The organism is Lederbergia panacisoli, assembly GCF_024626525.1.
Taxonomy (GTDB): Bacteria; Bacillota; Bacilli; order Bacillales; family Bacillaceae_C; genus Lederbergia; species Lederbergia panacisoli.
On record NZ_JANJGU010000005.1, the window covers coordinates 150,152 to 168,215 of the forward strand.

At 37.9% G+C, this 18,064-nt stretch carries 16 protein-coding genes; 15 read left to right on the forward strand and 1 reads right to left on the reverse strand.

Features of this window, described 5'->3' with window-relative positions; genetic code table 11:
• The first annotated feature begins 50 nt into the window (after nucleotides 1-50).
• Nucleotides 51-1,811, forward strand: coding sequence for a pyruvate kinase (pyk, locus tag NQ185_RS09665; RefSeq protein WP_257581464.1), 1,761 nt, complete (start codon nucleotides 51-53; stop codon nucleotides 1,809-1,811).
• A 94-nt stretch (nucleotides 1,812-1,905) separates the two neighbouring features.
• Nucleotides 1,906-2,289 carry an FxsA family protein gene (locus tag NQ185_RS09670; protein WP_257581465.1) on the forward strand — a complete coding sequence of 128 codons (384 nt, stop codon included), beginning with the start codon at nucleotides 1,906-1,908 and terminating at the stop codon, nucleotides 2,287-2,289.
• Between the two features lie 25 nt (nucleotides 2,290-2,314).
• Here NQ185_RS09670 and ytvI read toward each other — a convergent pair whose 3' ends face one another.
• Nucleotides 2,315-3,439 carry a sporulation integral membrane protein YtvI gene (ytvI, locus tag NQ185_RS09675; RefSeq protein ID WP_257581466.1) on the reverse strand — a complete coding sequence of 375 codons (1,125 nt, stop codon included), beginning with the start codon at nucleotides 3,437-3,439 and terminating at the stop codon, nucleotides 2,315-2,317.
• 247 nt (nucleotides 3,440-3,686) lie between these two features.
• Between ytvI and citZ the strand changes: the two genes are divergently transcribed.
• The 13 genes from citZ (at nucleotide 3,687) to dnaI (ending at nucleotide 18,036) form a co-directional block, all read left to right on the forward strand.
• On the forward strand, nucleotides 3,687-4,802 hold the full coding sequence (citZ, locus tag NQ185_RS09680) for a citrate synthase (RefSeq protein ID WP_257581467.1): 1,116 nt from the start codon (nucleotides 3,687-3,689) through the stop codon (nucleotides 4,800-4,802).
• A gap of 71 nt (nucleotides 4,803-4,873) precedes the next feature.
• A complete protein-coding gene (icd, locus tag NQ185_RS09685; RefSeq protein ID WP_257581468.1) occupies nucleotides 4,874-6,145 on the forward strand; it encodes an NADP-dependent isocitrate dehydrogenase in 1,272 nt (423 codons plus the stop codon).
• A 97-nt stretch (nucleotides 6,146-6,242) separates the two neighbouring features.
• Entirely contained in the window at nucleotides 6,243-7,181 is a 939-nt protein-coding gene (gene mdh, locus NQ185_RS09690; protein WP_257581469.1) for a malate dehydrogenase, read from the forward strand.
• Between the two features lie 340 nt (nucleotides 7,182-7,521).
• Nucleotides 7,522-7,983, forward strand: coding sequence for a MaoC/PaaZ C-terminal domain-containing protein (locus NQ185_RS09695; protein WP_257581470.1), 462 nt, complete (start codon nucleotides 7,522-7,524; stop codon nucleotides 7,981-7,983).
• Between the two features lie 141 nt (nucleotides 7,984-8,124).
• The gene (gene hflK, locus NQ185_RS09700; protein WP_257581471.1) at nucleotides 8,125-9,075 is read left to right on the forward strand and encodes an FtsH protease activity modulator HflK; all 951 of its coding nucleotides are present in this window, start codon (nucleotides 8,125-8,127) and stop codon (nucleotides 9,073-9,075) included.
• The gene (gene hflC / locus NQ185_RS09705) at nucleotides 9,075-10,007 is read left to right on the forward strand and encodes a protease modulator HflC (protein ID WP_257581472.1); all 933 of its coding nucleotides are present in this window, start codon (nucleotides 9,075-9,077) and stop codon (nucleotides 10,005-10,007) included. Before hflK ends, hflC begins: the two co-directional genes overlap by 1 nt.
• A 260-nt stretch (nucleotides 10,008-10,267) precedes the next feature.
• Nucleotides 10,268-12,898, forward strand: coding sequence for a DNA polymerase I (gene polA, locus NQ185_RS09710; protein ID WP_257581473.1), 2,631 nt, complete (start codon nucleotides 10,268-10,270; stop codon nucleotides 12,896-12,898).
• A 36-nt stretch (nucleotides 12,899-12,934) separates the two neighbouring features.
• On the forward strand, nucleotides 12,935-13,765 hold the full coding sequence (gene mutM, locus NQ185_RS09715; protein ID WP_257581474.1) for a DNA-formamidopyrimidine glycosylase: 831 nt from the start codon (nucleotides 12,935-12,937) through the stop codon (nucleotides 13,763-13,765).
• 95 nt (nucleotides 13,766-13,860) lie between these two features.
• The gene (gene ytaF / locus NQ185_RS09720) at nucleotides 13,861-14,493 is read left to right on the forward strand and encodes a sporulation membrane protein YtaF (protein ID WP_257581476.1); all 633 of its coding nucleotides are present in this window, start codon (nucleotides 13,861-13,863) and stop codon (nucleotides 14,491-14,493) included.
• Between the two features lie 12 nt (nucleotides 14,494-14,505).
• Nucleotides 14,506-15,108 carry a dephospho-CoA kinase gene (gene coaE / locus NQ185_RS09725; RefSeq protein WP_257581477.1) on the forward strand — a complete coding sequence of 201 codons (603 nt, stop codon included), beginning with the start codon at nucleotides 14,506-14,508 and terminating at the stop codon, nucleotides 15,106-15,108.
• A gap of 118 nt (nucleotides 15,109-15,226) precedes the next feature.
• On the forward strand, nucleotides 15,227-15,682 hold the full coding sequence (gene nrdR / locus NQ185_RS09730; RefSeq protein WP_257581478.1) for a transcriptional regulator NrdR: 456 nt from the start codon (nucleotides 15,227-15,229) through the stop codon (nucleotides 15,680-15,682).
• Between the two features lie 13 nt (nucleotides 15,683-15,695).
• Nucleotides 15,696-17,111: a replication initiation and membrane attachment family protein gene (locus NQ185_RS09735; RefSeq protein ID WP_257581479.1), complete on the forward strand. Its 1,416-nt coding sequence runs from the start codon at nucleotides 15,696-15,698 to the stop codon at nucleotides 17,109-17,111.
• A complete protein-coding gene (gene dnaI / locus NQ185_RS09740) occupies nucleotides 17,098-18,036 on the forward strand; it encodes a primosomal protein DnaI (RefSeq protein WP_257581480.1) in 939 nt (312 codons plus the stop codon). Before NQ185_RS09735 ends, dnaI begins: the two co-directional genes overlap by 14 nt.
• The last annotated feature ends 28 nt before the right edge of the window (nucleotides 18,037-18,064 follow it).

The following is an 18,064-nucleotide window of genomic DNA, read 5'->3' on the forward strand; positions in this document are numbered from 1 at the left end:
CCTAATTTACATATTTAGTAAGCGTCTTTAGATCTTAGGAGGAAAAAATAATGAAGAAAACAAAAATAGTTTGTACTATCGGACCAGCAAGTGAAAATCCAGAAACATTACTTCAGCTTATCAATGCGGGCATGAATGTAGCAAGATTAAACTTTTCGCATGGTGATCATCAAGAACATTTAAACAGAATTATCAATATTCGAGAAGTTGCCAAAAAAACCGGAAAAAATATCGGGATTTTGTTAGATACAAAAGGTCCGGAAATAAGAACACATGACATGAAAAATGGAGCAATTGAACTAATAGAAGGTTCAACCACCATCGTATCAATGGAAGAGGTCGAGGGAACAGAAGAAAAATTCTCAATCTCTTATCCTGGATTAGTCAATGATGTTCATAAAGGCTCTAAAATCCTATTGGATGATGGTCTTATTGCTCTTGAAGTTGTAGAAATTAAGAGAGAGACAAGTGAACTTGTTACGAAAGTGTTAAATAGCGGTACATTGAAAAATAAAAAAGGTGTAAATGTTCCGGGTGTCTCTGTTAATCTTCCTGGAATGACCGAAAAGGATGCAAAGGATATTTTATTTGGAATTGAGCAAGGCGTTGATTTCATCGCCGCTTCATTTGTAAGAAGAGCGACGGATGTATTAGAGATTAGACAGCTGCTTGAAGAAAATGGCGGTTCCTATATTAATATTATTCCTAAGATTGAAAATCAAGAAGGCGTAGACAATATCGACGAAATCTTAGCCGTTTCCGACGGACTAATGGTGGCACGTGGCGATTTAGGTGTGGAAATTCCTACTGAGGCAGTACCTTTAGTTCAAAAGCAATTGATTAGAAAGTGTAATGAAGTAGGCAAACCAGTCATCACTGCCACACAAATGCTTGATTCTATGCAACGTAACCCAAGACCTACTAGAGCAGAGGCAAGTGATGTTGCAAATGCTATTTTAGACGGATCTGATGCAGTTATGCTATCGGGAGAAACAGCAGCAGGATCTTATCCAGTCGAAGCCGTTCAAACGATGCATAATATTGCTGTTTCAACTGAAAAAGCTCTGGATCATCAAGAAATAGTCAATTATTTAAGAAAAAACAGTGAGCCGAATATGACAGATGCAATTTGCCAATCTGTTGCCCATACTGCTATTAATTTAGAAGTTAATGCTATTGTGGCGCCTACTGAAAGTGGACATACAGCTCGCATGATTTCTAAATATCGTCCTAAAGCTCCAATTATTGCCGTTACGTATAACGAAGCAATTGTTCGCCGTCTATCCTTGAAATGGGGCGTTTACCCTCAAATGGGACAAAAAGTTTCCTCTACGGATGAAATGCTTGAGCGCGCAGTTTCTGAAAGTTTAAATACTGGTCTAGTTCAACACGGAGATCTGATCATTATTACAGGTGGCGTTCCGGTAGGTGAGAAAGGGACAACCAATTTAATGAAAGTCCATGTTGTCGGCGATGTATTGGCTAAAGGACAAGGAATTGGAAGAAAATCAGCATTTGGAAAAGCCGTAATAGTGAAAGATGCAAATGAAGCAAAAGAAAAGATAGTTCCCGGCTCCGTCATGGTTGCGATCGGGACTGATAGGGAAATGGTATCCTTATTAGAAAATTGTTCCGCGTTGATTACTGAAGAAGGCGGATTAACAAGCCATGCAGCTGTAGTGGGCATAAACTTGGGCATCCCTGTAATCGTGGGTGTTGAAGAAGCGACAAAAGTCATTAAAGATGGTCAGGAAATCACAGTTGACGCCACTAGAGGTATAATTTACAACGGACATGCAAGCGTACTGTAACAATAAAAAAATGTCGGATTCTCAAGTCCGACATTTTTATTTTTTAAGGCAGAAAATGTTATAATGTAAAAAAAATGACGGGATGTGAGTCCGTTTGAAATATATTATTCTTATCTTTATTGTTCTTCCAGCTCTAGAAATTGGGCTTTTTATTCTTTCTGGGAAAACAATTGGAATCTTCCCCACTGTAGGATTAATCATTATTACAGGAATACTGGGTGCATACTTAGCTAAAAAGCAAGGGTTGGAAGCATTGAAAAGGGTCCAGAATGATTTGCGTTCAGGAATCCCTCCAGGAATTGCTATGCTAGACGGAGTATGCATTCTTGCAGGCATCCTATTATTAAGTCCGGGCTTCATGACCGATATCGTTGGTCTGCTTCTTCTTCTTCCCGTTACTAGAAATACTATGAGACCGTTTCTATTAAAAATAATTAAAAATTGGATAAGCAGCAAGCATATTCGTATTTATAGATAAAGAGAGCCTCGTTCAAAGGCTCTCTTTATTTTATTATTGTAGGAGTTCCTCTAATATACGCCCAAATATCCTTAAAGACATTTGCTTTATGGAGGGTCGTAATTAATACTAGTGTTACAGGTCCTATAATAAGCCCTAAAAATCCAAAGATCTTAAAGCCAACAAATAAGGCAACAAGGGTAGCTAATGGATTCATACCGATATTTGAAGAAAGAATTTTTGGCTCCATCACTTGCCGCTGAACGACGACGACTGTGTATAGAATGCCGAGCCCCAGTGCCATTCCATAATTCTCTGTTAATAATTCATAAATGATCCAAGGAATAAACACAATTCCAGTACCTAAATAAGGAAGCAAGTCTACAATTCCTGTTACAAGAGCAATTGTAATGGCATAATTAACACGTAAAATCAGAAGTCCGATTAAAACGATAACGAGTGTAATAGAAATCAAGGTTAACTGTGCTTTTATAAATCCGGCAAGTGCTTTTTTTAAGTCTGCAAAAACAGTTTTGCCACTTGATTTTGCTTTCTCGGGAAGGAAACGACTAGACCAATTCGAAAGTTTATCCCAATCCTTGCTAATAAAAAAGGTAGCCAATAGAGAAAATACTAGAACAGTAGCAGCATTTGGAATCCAAGAAACAAGGGCGGGCAACTTCAGAAAGAAATTTTGCAAAAACGCTGTGGCGCTTTCCGTAATTTTATTTCCAGTATTTTTTATACTTTCCATTATCGTTTCTTGCTGACCACTATCAAGTCCTTTGAACATACTGGCAATATTATTGTAAAAAGGAATAACTTGTCCTGCAAATAGATCTTCGAAATAATTGATTAATGTTTTTGCATGTTCTGGTACAACGTTAGAGAAATAAGTTGCCCCTGACACAATCTCTGCAATTAATAATGTGATCAGACCGGTAAATATTGCAATTACTAAGAGCAATGAAGTTAGTACAGCCAGTGCCCTAGGGAATCTCCACTTTTTTTCTAAGAAGTGAACAGCGGGATTGATCATCATAGCAATGGCAATCGCTATTATAAAGGGATACGTTACTTTAGAAATATAATAAAGTAAGACTAAAGATAGGAATACTACTCCGACAACAAGAAAAAAACGGACTATCTTATCAACATTTTCACGCTTCATATCGCCACCTCACTTCAAATACGCTCTAACTTTCAATCATTATACCATTGTTTTTAATGTATTAATAAGCGTTTCCATTTCCAAACAGGATAGTTTTGGTTATAATGTCTAAGGAAGAAGAATACATATATTGAATTTATAGACAAGCTACCTCTATAATAGAATATGTATGCATCCACATCGTCTTTTTATTAAGATTTTATAGTTATTTTTGTTAGAAAAGAAAGATAAAGGAGAGATTATTTTTATGACGGCAACACGCGGATTAGAAGGTATAGTGGCAACTACCTCCTCTATAAGTTCAATCATAGACGACACTCTTACATATGTTGGCTATAATATTGATGACTTGGCGGAAAAAGCAAGCTTTGAAGAAATCATTTACTTATTATGGCATTTAGAATTGCCAAATAGTGATCAGTTACAAGAGCTTAAACAACAATTAGTGGATAATATGGAACTCCCTCAAGAAATAATTGATAGCTTTAAAACATACCCAATCGATAAAGTCCACCCAATGGCAGCCCTTCGTACGGCGGTTTCTGCTCTCGGCCTTTATGATGAAGAAGCGGATGTAATGGAAAAGCAAGCTAATTACCGAAAAGCAATTCGCTTGCAAGCGAAATTACCATCTATCGTAGCGGCTTTTGCGAGAGTGAGGAAAGGACTTACTCCGATTGCTCCACGTAAAGACCTCGGCTTTGCTGAAAACTTCCTGTATATGTTAAAAGGTAAAGAGCCGGAACAAATTGAAATCGAGGCTTTTGATAAAGCATTAGTTCTTCATGCTGATCACGAATTAAATGCTTCTACATTTACAGCGCGTGTTTGTGTAGCAACACTTTCCGATGTTTATTCGGGAGTAACGTCTGCTATTGGTGCTTTAAAAGGTCCTCTTCATGGCGGGGCAAATGAACAGGTTATGAAAATGCTGACTGAAATTGGCAGCCCAGAAAATGCTGAAAAATATGTTTTAGACAAGTTAAGTAATAAAGAAAAAATTATGGGCTTCGGACATCGTGTATATCGCAATGGGGATCCACGTGCAAAACATTTGCAAGAAATGTCGAAGAAACTTACTGAAATTACTGGTGAACCACAATGGTATGAAATTTCTACTAAAGTGCATGAAGTGTTTACTTCCCAAAAGCCATTGCCGCCAAATGTAGATTTCTACTCAGCTTCTGTTTATCATAGTCTAGGAATTGACCACGATTTGTTTACACCTATTTTTGCTGTATCACGTGTATCAGGATGGCTCGCACATATTCTTGAACAATATGAGAATAACCGCTTGATTCGTCCTCGTGCTGAATATACAGGTCCAGGCATGAGAAAGTATGTGCCAATCGACGAACGTTGATAGGCTAATCTAGAAAATAGTCTGTTTTTCTGATAGTATTAGTAGTTGAGATCGTAAATGGAGGGAAAATTATGTCACAAGGTGAAAAAATTACTGTAGAAAATGGTGTTTTACATACACCGAATAACCCAATCATCCCTTTTATTGAAGGAGACGGGATCGGTCCTGACATTTGGGCTGCAGCTCAAAGAGTAATGGATGCAGCGGTCGAAAAAGCTTATGCAGGCGAAAAGAAAATCGAATGGAAAGAAGTTTATGCAGGAGAAAAAGCCTTTAATAAAACTGGCGAATGGCTTCCTGAAGAAACGCTTGATACAATTCGTGAATATTTCATAGCAATCAAAGGACCACTTACAACTCCAATCGGTGGAGGAATTCGTTCATTGAACGTTGCTTTACGCCAGGAGCTTGATCTATTTGTATGCTTGCGTCCAGTTCGTTATTTCCAAGGTGTTCCATCACCTATCAAGCGCCCTGAAGATACAGACATGGTTATTTTCCGTGAAAACACAGAAGATATCTATGCTGGTATCGAATACAAAGAAGGTTCCGAAGAAGTAAAAAAATTAATCACATTTCTTCAAGAAGAAATGGGTGTTAACAAAATTCGTTTCCCAGAAACTTCTGGAATCGGAATTAAGCCTGTCTCTGCAGAAGGTACGAAACGCCTTGTTCGTGCAGCTATCAATTATGCCCTTAAAGAAGGCCGCAAATCTGTAACACTTGTTCATAAAGGCAACATTATGAAATTTACAGAAGGCGCATTTAAAAACTGGGGATATGAACTCGCTGAAGAAGAATTCGGCGACAAAGTATTCACTTGGGATCAATATGATAAAATCAAAGCAGAGCAAGGAACAGATGCAGCTAATAAAGCTCAGTCTGATGCAGAAGCTGCTGGAAAAATTATCATTAAAGATGCCATCGCTGATATTTTCTTACAGCAAATCTTAACTCGTCCGAAAGAGTTTGATGTAGTTGCAACAATGAACCTGAATGGAGATTATATTTCCGACGCACTTGCAGCTCAAGTTGGCGGAATCGGAATTGCTCCAGGAGCAAACATCAACTATGAAACAGGACACGCCATTTTTGAAGCAACTCATGGTACTGCTCCAAAATATGCAGGACTTGATAAAGTAAACCCTTCTTCAGTACTTCTTTCAGGTGTACTTATGCTTGAACATCTTGGATGGGGTGAAGCAGCTGAATTAATCGTTAAATCAGTTGAAAAAACAATCGAATCCAAAGTAGTTACTTATGACTTTGCGCGTTTGATGGAAGGCGCAACTGAAGTGAAAACTTCCGAATTTGCAACTGCTTTGATTGAAAATATGGAGTAAATATTATAAATACTGATTACGAGCGCAAACGCCATTTCTTGGCTTTGCGCTCGAATCTTATATATTTTTTATTCTAAAAAGGAAGGTAAGGGAACTCATGACTTTGAAACGGAAAAAGATTTCAGTTATCGGCGGTGGGTTTACTGGAGCCACTACAGCATTCTTACTTGCACAGAAAGAACTCGGTGATGTTGTCCTTGTTGATATTCCGCAAATGGAAAATCCGACAAAAGGAAAAGCACTTGATATGCTTGAAGCTGGCCCTGTCCAAGGATTTGATGCTAATATTACCGGTACTTCGAATTATGAAGATACGAAAGACTCCGATGTTGTGGTCATCACTGCAGGAATTGCCCGAAAGCCAGGTATGAGCCGTGATGATTTAGTGCAAACGAATCAAAAGGTAATGAAAAGTGTAACGAAGGAAATCGTAAAGCATTCTCCCAACTGCTATATCATTGTTTTAACAAATCCTGTAGATGCAATGACATATACAGTATTTAAAGAATCAGGTTTTCCTAAGAATCGAGTAATTGGTCAATCCGGTGTTCTCGATACTGCACGTTTCCGAACATTTGTTGCCAATGAATTAAACCTTTCTGTAAAAGACATAACAGGATTTGTTCTAGGAGGCCATGGTGATGATATGGTTCCTCTTGTTCGCTATTCCTACGCTGGTGGAATTCCACTTGAGAAATTAATTCAACAGGACCGTCTTGACGCTATTGTAGAGAGAACGAGAAAAGGCGGCGGTGAAATCGTAAATCTTCTTGGTAACGGAAGTGCGTATTACGCTCCAGCTGCTTCGTTAGTTGAAATGGTCGAAGCGATCGTAAAAGATCAGCGTCGTGTTTTGCCATCGATCGCTTATCTTGAAGGCGAATATGGGTTTGAAGGCATTTACCTCGGAGTCCCTACAATCCTTGGAAAAGAAGGCATTGAAAAAATCATCGAGCTCGATCTAACTGAAGAAGAAAAGTCTGCTTTACAAAAATCTGCTGATTCTGTTCGTGAAGTAATGAAAGTCCTCGTTTGATTTTTGTTCTGAATGGTATTTTTACTTTTATAGCACTTCATTTCATGGTATTATAATTCCAAACCACATGTAAGCGGTTAACCTAATTCAGCTGAATTCCTACTATTATTAATGTGGCAAGAGCAATTGAACCTTCATTACTAATAAAGAATACATTTGCTGAATTTAGTTAACGCCTCTGGCGGATGCCACGGATTTTTAAAGGAATTATAGGAACACAAGCTAAGAGCGCGACGTCCTGTCGCAACGCTTGTGTGACCAACGTCGTGTTGGCCTAAGCTGGATAAAAATCCGGGCGCAATTCCGCCAAGGCGTCATTGATTAAGGATGAGGTGATGTGTTGTTATTGGGTAAAAAACGTAAGCTTGGCAGAAGGCTAGAGGAAATTTCGACCGGTGAGAAATTAACGCTGACGGAGAAAATTGAGGATAAGGATTTGTTGCTTTTTTTAGGTTTAACAAATGATGCTAATCCGTTATACATTCAACACGATTATGCCTCACAGACAAACTATAAAAAGCCGATTGTACCAGCTATTATGCTTACCGGCATTATCACCTCCGCAGTTTCCAAGTACATGCCAGGGCCAGGCTCACATATTTTAAAGCAGGAAATTGAGTTTGTTAAACCTGTTTACCACTATGACACTGTCCAATTTTTATTTGAAGTTGTAAAAATCAATCGAGACCGCAGCAGCGTTATCATCCAAGTCCTAGCAACGGATGAACAGGAGGAAACAGTCATTAAGGGTGCCCTTGAAGTGTGCCCTCCGCAGCATCTTGAAACTGCTGATGAAGATTAATATCCAAATATAAAAATATAATTCCGTAAGGTCCAGGTTCATTCAATCTGGATCTTATTTTTATTTTTAAGGCAAAATGAAACTTATTATGATCATAATCGTATAACATGACTGAGAGATTAGTAGAAAGGATAGTGAACCATGAGTTTAAAGAGAGTATATACAGTAACAGGACTTATCATCGCAATCATTGTACTTTCTGTCGTCGTATTTACATCTTGGTATACGGTTGATGAATCGGATCAGGCTGTAATTATGACGTTTGGTAAAGCAGATGAAACGATAACCGAACCTGGACTTCATTTTAAATTACCTTGGCCAATTCAAAATGTAGAAAAATTGGCGCGTGAAACATTGAAGCTAGATTTCGGCTATAAAGAAGAAAACGGTAAGATGAATGAAACCAAAATGATTACTGGTGATGAAAATATTGTTCTAGCTGATTTAGTTGTCCAATGGAAAATCACCGATCCGAAAAAATATTTATTTAATTCGGAAAAGCCGCAAGAAATTTTATATGATGCAACATCTGCATCTCTGAGGAGTATTATCGGAAGTTCTAAAATTGATGATGCTTTAACATCAGGTAAGGCTGAAATTGAAGCAGAGGTTCGAGATTTGCTGACTACCTTACTCGAAAAATATGATATTGGGATTTCTATTTTGGCTGTAAATTTAAAAGATGTTGAGCTGCCAAACCAAGAGGTTCGCAGTGCTTTTACAGCCGTTACGGATGCGCGCGAAACGATGAACACTAAGATTAACGAAGCTAAGAAGTATGAAAATAAGCGTATGAATGAAGCAGAGGGTGAAAAAGCAGCTATAAATTCCAAGGCGCTGGGGGAAAAAGAAGCTAGGCTTCAATCTGCCCGTGGGGACGTAGCTGTTTTTAATAAATTGTATGAGCAGTACAAGAAAAACCCTGAAATTACTCGTGAACGATTGGTTTTAGAAACACTTGAACAAGTTTTACCCGGCGCAGAAATCTATATTATGAACGACGATGGAAACACATTGAAATACTTCCCAATTCGTCCATTGGAAAAAGAACAGGCAAAGCCATCCAATGAAGAAGGAGGGAAAAAAGAATAATGGATAAAAAAGTAGTCGATTTGGAATCACGGAAGAGTGCGGATTTACAATGGAGAAAATATGTTAAGACGGGATTGCTTTTCCTAGTACTGATAGTTCTATTAATGTTACTAATGGCTAGCGCTTTTATCGTAAAAGAAGGTGAATACAAAGTTATTCGTCAGTTTGGTGAAGTAGTCGACATTAAAAGTGAGCCGGGTTTGGCATTTAAAGTCCCTTTTATTCAAAGTGTCTCATCTTTACCGAAATATCAAATGACGTATAATGTTTCACAGGCTGAAATAAATACAAAAGATAAGAAACGTATGATCATTGATAATTATGCAATATGGAAGATCGATAATCCAAGACAAATGATTTCCAATGCTAGAACAGTTGCAAATGCGGAATCCCGTATGGAAGAGTTCATTTACTCCATCGTTCGTGCTGAGCTTGGTCAATTAAATTATGAAGAAATCATAAATGATGAAAAATCCTCCCGTGGTAGTTTAAATGATAGAGTGACAGAAAAAGTAAATGAATTATTAACGAGGGATCAATACGGCATTACAGTGACCGATGTTCGTACAAAACGGACAGACTTACCAGAGGAAAATGAAAAATCTGTTTATACAAGAATGGTTTCAGAACGGGAAACTAAAGCACAGGAATATTTATCGACGGGTGATGCTAGAAAAAACAAAATCACTGCAGAGACAGATCGAAAAGTCCGTGAAATGCTTTCGAAAGCTGAGGCAGATGCAGAAATCATTCGCTCAGAAGGTGAAGGAGAAGCCGCTGAAATTTACAATAAAGCTTTTTCAAAGGATAAGGAATTTTACAATCTTTTCCGTACATTAGAAACATATAAGAAAACAATCGGCGAAGATACCGTCATCGTCATTCCTTCCGATTCACCATATGCCCGTATATTGATGGGCTATACAAAATAAAAACGATACCGCACGGTCAAACTGTGCGGTATTTTTTTCATTCTAATATAACTGGACAAGTCTTCAATGTTGACGAGTGAATCTGGGACAACGGCTAGTAAACTAACGGAGACGGCCAGTAAACCCGGCTCAACGACCAGTAACAGTCGGGAATAAGTTAATACCAACCTCCACCTGTATGTTTTCACATTCCCATTCCTACGTGCTAAAATAATATATAGAATAATTTGGACGAGTCTGCTCCACTAGGAGGTTTTTTAATGAAGAAGAAATTGATGTTGATTGATGGGAATAGTATTGCGTATCGGGCTTTTTTTGCACTGCCGCTTCTAAGTAGCGACAAGGGGATACATACGAACGCGGTTTATGGATTTACGACGATGTTAATGAAGGTTCTCGAGGAAGAAAAACCTACCCATATTCTTGTTGCATTTGATGCGGGGAAAACAACTTTCCGTCATTCTACTTTTAAAGAATACAAAGGTGGACGGCAAAAAACACCGCCGGAACTTTCGGAGCAGTTTCCATTTTTAAGGGAGCTACTTGATGCATATGGTATTAAACGTTATGAACTTGAGAATTATGAAGCGGACGATATTATCGGAACACTTGCGACACAGGCTGAGAAAGAAGGCTTCGATGTTCAAGTTATTTCGGGGGATAAAGACTTAACACAATTAAGTACAGATAAAATCACTGTCAGCATTACACGAAAAGGCATTACAGATATAGAAAGTTATACGCCTGAGTATATAAAAGAAAAGTATAGTCTTTCCGCTGATCAAATTATCGATATGAAGGGGTTGATGGGGGATCAATCTGACAATATCCCTGGAGTTCCGGGTGTTGGTGAGAAAACAGCCATTAAGCTGCTTGTTCAATTTGATACGCTCGAAAATCTACTGAATAATATTGATAAAGTAAGCGGCAATAAATTAAAGGAAAGACTGGAAGAATTTAAAGATCAGGCAATCATGAGCAAGGAGCTTGCCACCATTACAAAGGAAGCGCCTGTTGACATTACGGTTGATGAGCTTTTATTTGAAGGCTATGATCCAACCAAATTAAGCACCATTTTCAAGGAGTTAGGTTTTAGTTCTTTGCTTGATAAAATCGATGGTGCAGATGATTCTGTCACTGAAGAAGTAAAAGAGATTACGTACGAAACGGTAGAAACGATTACAGATGATTTATTTGCCGATGAAAATGCCTTTTATGTTGAGATTTTAGATGATAACTATTTTACAGGCGAAATGATTGGGTTTGCGCTTTCCAATGAAAAAGGCGATTTTTATTTACCTGTGGACAAAGCGTTGGGTTCAGAGGCATTTAAAAAATGGGCCGAAGATGAAGAAAAGAAAAAGCGAGTATATGATGCCAAGCTTTCCATCGTTGCATTAAGAAGAAAAGGAATCGATTTAAAAGGAATTGATTTTGACTTATTGCTAGCCTCTTACTTACTTAATCCTACTGAGTCGACAGAGGATTTCGCAGGTGTCGCAAAGCGCCATAACTATACGAACGTAAAAACAGACGAAGCTGTATATGGAAAAGGTGCGAAGAAAAAAGCGGCAGAAGGGGATATACTTGCTGAACATCTTGTTCGTAAGGCAATTGGCATCGGAGCATTAACCGAGCCATGTTTAAAAGAACTGGATCAAAATGAGCAAACCGAATTATTTTATGATCTTGAACTTCCTCTTTCACTCGTACTTGCGGAAATGGAATATACCGGGGTAAAGGTGGATGTGAGCAGGTTAGAAAATATGCAAATAGAGCTTGCTGAAAGATTGACAGAAATTGAATCAAAAATTCATGAACTTGCTGGCGAAAACTTTAATATTAACTCGCCTAAACAGCTAGGGGTTATTTTATTCGAAAAGCTTGGGCTTCCTGCAATAAAGAAAACAAAAACGGGCTTTTCAACCTCTGCAGATGTATTGGAAAAATTAGAGCATGAACACGAGATCATTAAGGAAATTTTGATATATAGACAGCTTGGAAAATTACAGTCGACATATATTGAAGGGTTATTAAAGGTTGTCCACAAGGATACGAGCAAGGTCCATACGCGCTTTAACCAAGTTCTTGCTGCGACAGGTAGACTTAGTTCTATCGATCCCAATTTACAAAATATCCCGATTCGCCTTGAAGAAGGTAGAAAAATTAGACAAGCCTTTATTCCTTCTGAGGAAGATTGGGTGATATTCGCGGCTGATTACTCTCAAATTGAGCTTAGAGTGTTGGCCGAAATAGCCCAAGATGATAATTTAAAATCCGCCTTCACTCATAATATGGACATTCATACAAAAACGGCTATGGATGTTTTCCATGTTGCAGAAGAAGAAGTGGATAGTAATATGAGAAGGCAGGCAAAGGCGGTTAATTTCGGAATTGTATATGGGATTAGCGATTATGGGTTATCGCAAAACTTAGGCATTACACGGAAAGAAGCCGGGAAATTCATCGAACGCTACTTGGAGAGTTTCGCAGGAGTCAAAAACTTTATGGACGACATTATTGTGGAGGCAAGGGAAAAAGGGTTTGTGTCAACGCTTCTCCATAGAAGAAGATATATCCCTGAAATCACGAGCCGTAATTTTAATTTACGAAGCTTTGCTGAAAGAACAGCTATGAATACCCCAATTCAAGGGAGCGCGGCCGATATTATTAAAAAAGCGATGATTGATATGGCTGAAAGATTGAAATCGGAAGGGCTGAAAACTCGCTTGTTGCTTCAAGTTCATGACGAGTTAATTTTTGAGACTCCAAACGACGAGGTTGAAAAGCTAATACAAATAGTTCCAGACGTAATGGAAAATGCTCTGCCTCTATCAGTCCCGCTTAAAGTTGAATATTCATATGGACCAACGTGGTTTGACGCGAAGTAATCATCATAGAATTAAGCAAGAAAAGAGTTGATAATTATGCCTGAATTACCTGAAGTAGAAGCAGTCAGAAGATCGCTTGTAGAGCTTGTAGCTGGGCACAAGATTTTAGATGTTACAGTTGGCTGGCCAAAAATAATAAAAAGTCCCGAACAATATGAGCAATTTCAAGATGCACTAAAAGGACAAACAATCCATGATGTCAATAGGAAAGGGAAGTTTTTAATTTTTCTATTAGACGATTATGCTCTTGTTTCTCATTTAAGAATGGAAGGAAATTATAGTTTGCATATGAAGGATGATCCCATTGATAAACATACACATGTGATCTTCCGTTTTACAGGTGGAAAAGAATTAAGGTATCGCGACGTTCGTAAATTCGGTACGATGCATTTATTTGCAAAAGGTTCGGAATGGACCGTACCGCCACTTTCAAAGCTGGGACCGGAACCTTTTGCTGACGAATTTTCATTTGAATATTTTAAAGGAAAACTCATGAATACAGATAGGGTAATTAAAGCTGTCTTACTAGATCAATCGATTGTTTCAGGTCTTGGAAATATTTATGTAGATGAAGTTTTATTCAGATCAGGTGTTCATCCTGAGCGGAAGGCCAAAACATTGACTAATGAAGAAGTTTTGACATTGAGAGAACAAGCTGCCGCCACTTTAAAGGAATCCATCAATGCAGGCGGAAGTTCTGTCAACACATATATGAATTCCCATGGGCAAAGTGGAACATATCAAAATCAATTAAAGGTGTACGGCAGAAAAGAGCAAGAGTGCTATCGCTGCGGTTCCTTAGTGCAAAAGACGAAAGTGACGGGCAGGGGCACACATTTTTGTCCAAATTGCCAAATAAATAGTTAATAAGTGGAGATTAAACAGAGTTTCAGCTTTTTAACAATCAACTAGCCTTCCTCATATACTGGGTTATCTATATCAGGTGGGGAAGGGGCTTCAAGATGGATTTTTCGTTTTCACTTATATTACTTGCGATGGCTATCAGCTTAGATAGCTTTAGTACTGGTCTTGCGTATGGACTTAGAAAAATGAAGATTCCTTTAAAATCAATTTTAATTATTGCATCTTGCACAGCAGTTTCTTTAGGGCTTGCAATGTTTGGTGGTCAGTTGATTTTAAATATGCTTTCGCCTGTGATGGCAAGCCGTATTGGCGGAACTATATTGATCCTGATTGGTGCTTGGGTCATTTATCAGTTTTTTAAAACAGAAAAAGAACATACTTTGGTCCATGAAAAGATTGTACTTAATTGGGAAATCAAGTCATTGGGAATTGTCATTAATATATTAAAAAAGCCGACAAGAGCAGATTTTGATGGTTCGGGTACCATTACGGGTCTTGAAGCTCTAATTCTTGGAACAGCTTTATCATTGGATGCGTTTGGAGCGGGTATAGGTGCTGCAATGCTAGGATTTTCCCCTCTATTACTGGCGGGGGTAGCCGCTTTAATGAGTTGTATATTCCTTCTAGGAGGACTACAGCTGGGGCGAATTTTTTCCCATTTGAATTGGATGCAGAAATTTGCTTTTATCCCAGGGATCCTGTTAATACTAATAGGAATATTAAAATTATGAAAGAGGTTGCTTATGACAATAATGATCGGACTCACAGGAGGAATTGCGAGCGGTAAAAGTACGGTCTCCAATATGTTGAAAAAGCGAGGATTTACCATTCTCGATGCTGATATAGCTGCCCGAGTAGTCGTGGAACCTGGCCAAAATGCATATGGACAAATCATCGAAACATTCGGCCAAAGTATTTTAAATGACGATGAGTCGATCAATCGCTCAAAATTGGGATCGATTATTTTTAATGATGATGAAAAACGTAAAATATTGAATAGCATTGTCCACCCGGCAGTAAGAGAATGTTTGAATGATTGGAAAATGCAGGCATTAGAAGAAGGAAAGAATACAATCATATATGATATCCCCCTTTTATATGAAAGTAATCTTACTTATTTAGTGGAAAAGGTAATTGTTGTATTTGTTGATCCCGATATGCAGCTGCAAAGGTTGCTTAAACGAAATGGATTAACAGAGGAAGAAGCAAAAGCAAGAATAAATTCCCAGCTTCCTCTTCAAGAAAAAGTAAATCGAGCAGATGCAATAATAAATAATAATAGGACAATAGATGATACGGAAAGGCAAATAAATGAATTGATCATAAATTGGAAATTAGAGCCATAAACAAAATTCTACAAGGACACTAGTTAAAAAGGGGTGATGGGAAACTTACACTCCTTTTTAATTATGACGAAAAACGTTATAATATACGAAAAGAAGTATTTTGATCGGAGCTGATAGCATGAAATGCCCGTCTTGCCAACATAATGGCACGCGAGTAGTCGATTCAAGACCAGCTGATGAAGTAAGATCCATTAGAAGAAGACGAGAGTGTGAAAAATGCTCATATCGTTTTACGACGTTTGAGAGAGTAGAGGAAACACCTCTTATTGTAGTTAAAAAAGAAGGAATTCGAGAGGAATTTAGTAGAGATAAAATTTTACGCGGTTTAATTCGTGCTTGTGAAAAGCGGCCTGTTGCATTAGAGCAGCTTGAAAAAATCACACATGATATTGAAAGGGATTTGCGAAATCTTGGACAAGCCGAAGTGAAATCGGAAATGATCGGTGAAATGGTCATGGACAAATTAGCTAAAATTGATGAGGTGGCCTATGTAAGATTTGCCTCTGTTTATCGTCAATTTAAAGATTTAAATGTATTTTTAGATGAACTGAAAGATTTAATTAAAAAGGAATGAAAGTGTGTATGGAATGAAGCAATATTGGAATGAGGTTCAGCCAATAGATGCATTTACTATTGTCATGAATGGTATTTTGCATGATCACGATAAAAAAATCATTTCTTTATTATATCAACCTCTTATAGGACCTGTTTGCGCAAGTTTATATAATACGCTTGTGGAAATGGTTGATGAAGGCAGGACCTTGTCGGAAGAATGGAATCACTATCATTTAATGAATTTATTTGATCTTAATCTAGAAGAAATATATCATGCCAGACTAAAGCTTGAAGGCATCGGTTTATTGAAAACATATTCCAAAACGAATGACAATCAACGATCCTTTATATACGAACTTCAGCCTCCTCTTTCCGCGGAGCAGTTTTTTACTGATGGAATGTTAAATATTTATTTATTTCAAAAACTAGGGCAAACTCATTTTTTGAAATTAAAAAAATCCTTCACGGAAAAAAATATGGATATGGTGGATTTCAATGAAGTAACGAGGGGCTTTCAGGATGTATTTACCTCATTAGGAGCAAATACTTTAGCACATAGTGAAGGCCATACAGCAAGCATTCCAGATGATGGGGGAAAATATTTTCATAGACAAAAATCACAGCCCATTACAACAGACATAAGCCATTTTGATTTTGATCTGTTTTTTGTCGGGTTGTCAGAGGTCATGGTGCCCCGAAAATTATTCACTTCTGCTATTAAGGAAGCAATCGCCAAACTGTCCTTCCTTTATTCCATCAACGCAGTTGACATGAAAAACATCGTTCTGCAAAGTCTTACTGCTGATCAAAAAATAAGTATTGATGATCTTCGGAAAAATGCTCGTGATTGGTATCAAATGGAAAACGACGCCCGTTTGCCTCAATTAGTTGATAAAATACAACCAATGCCCCATCTTGAAAAAGAGGCAAGATTAGAAACAAAAGAGGATAAGCTCATTTCATATTTAGAAACAGTTTCCCCGAGACAGCTTTTAATCGATCTCTCTGATGGGGGAGAACCAGCAAAATCCGATCTTCAAGCTGTGGAAGATGTAATGTTTCAACAAAAGCTATTGCCTGGGGTAACGAATGTCCTTATTCATTATGTCATGCTAAAAACTGATATGAAGCTTTCGAAAAGCTATTTAGAAAAAATCGCATCACATTGGTCAAGGAAAAAAGTAAAGACCGTTAAATCAGCCATGGATTTAGCGATAAACGAACATAGGCAATATCAAGAATGGGCGAGTGGGAAGAAAGAAACGTCACAAAGGAGAAATAAACCAATTCGAACAGAGAAACTTCCGGATTGGTTTGTATCACAAGATGATTCTGCCCAGAGTACTAAGCAAATTCAAACAGAAGAAATGGAAGAAAGACGTCGCAGGCTTGAGGCCATTCAAAGAAAGTATCAAAATAAAGGAGGTGAAAAAGGTGGAGAGAATTGATGATACGATAGGGAAACTCTCACAACACCCGAGTTTTAGGCAACGCTATGAGGATATGAAAATAGAAGTATTACAAAATCCCGAAGTTATGGCATTTCTAGAAGAAAACCGCGACCAGCTTACAAATGATATGATTGAGAAAAACATGATGAAACTTTATGAGTACGTGTCGCAAACAAAAAAATGCTCAAACTGCACTAGTTTGGAAAATTGTTGCAATATGATGCCTGGATACGAACCCGAAATTTTCATTGAGCGAGAATCAATCGGATTATATTATCGTCCTTGTCCAACAAAAGTGATTCATGATGAACGTAGAAAAGCGGAAAGACTCATAAATAGTATATATGTACCGAAAGAAATTCTTAAAGCATCTTTTGCTGAATTCTCTTTAAACAGCCCCGGGCGAATCGATGCTTTTGAATATGCAGAGAAGTTCGCTTCCTCCTTTGAACCTGGAAAGGGAATGATGAAAGGATTATTTTTACATGGGAGCTTTGGGGTCGGCAAGTCCTATTTACTAGGAGCTATTGCAAATCAATTGGCTGAAAAAGAAATTTCAACTTTAATTGTATATGTTCCAGAATTTTTGCGTGAGATGAAACAATCATTAAGCGATCAGACGCTCAATGAAAAGTTGGAGGCCGTAAAGAACGCAAAGATTCTTATGCTTGACGATATAGGAGCAGAGGCAATGTCGAGCTGGACAAGAGATGAAATTCTCGGTTCGATCTTACAATTTAGAATGCATGAACAGCTCCCTACCTTTTTTTCTTCTAATTTTGATTTAAATGGTCTCGAACATCATTTGACCTATTCCCAAAGAGGGGAAGAGGAAAAAATGAAAGCAGCAAGAATTATGGAGAGAATAAAATATCTTTCAATACCTGTAAGACTAGATGGACCAAATAGAAGACAAGGTTAAGCATCTGCAATTTTTAGCAGGTGTTTTT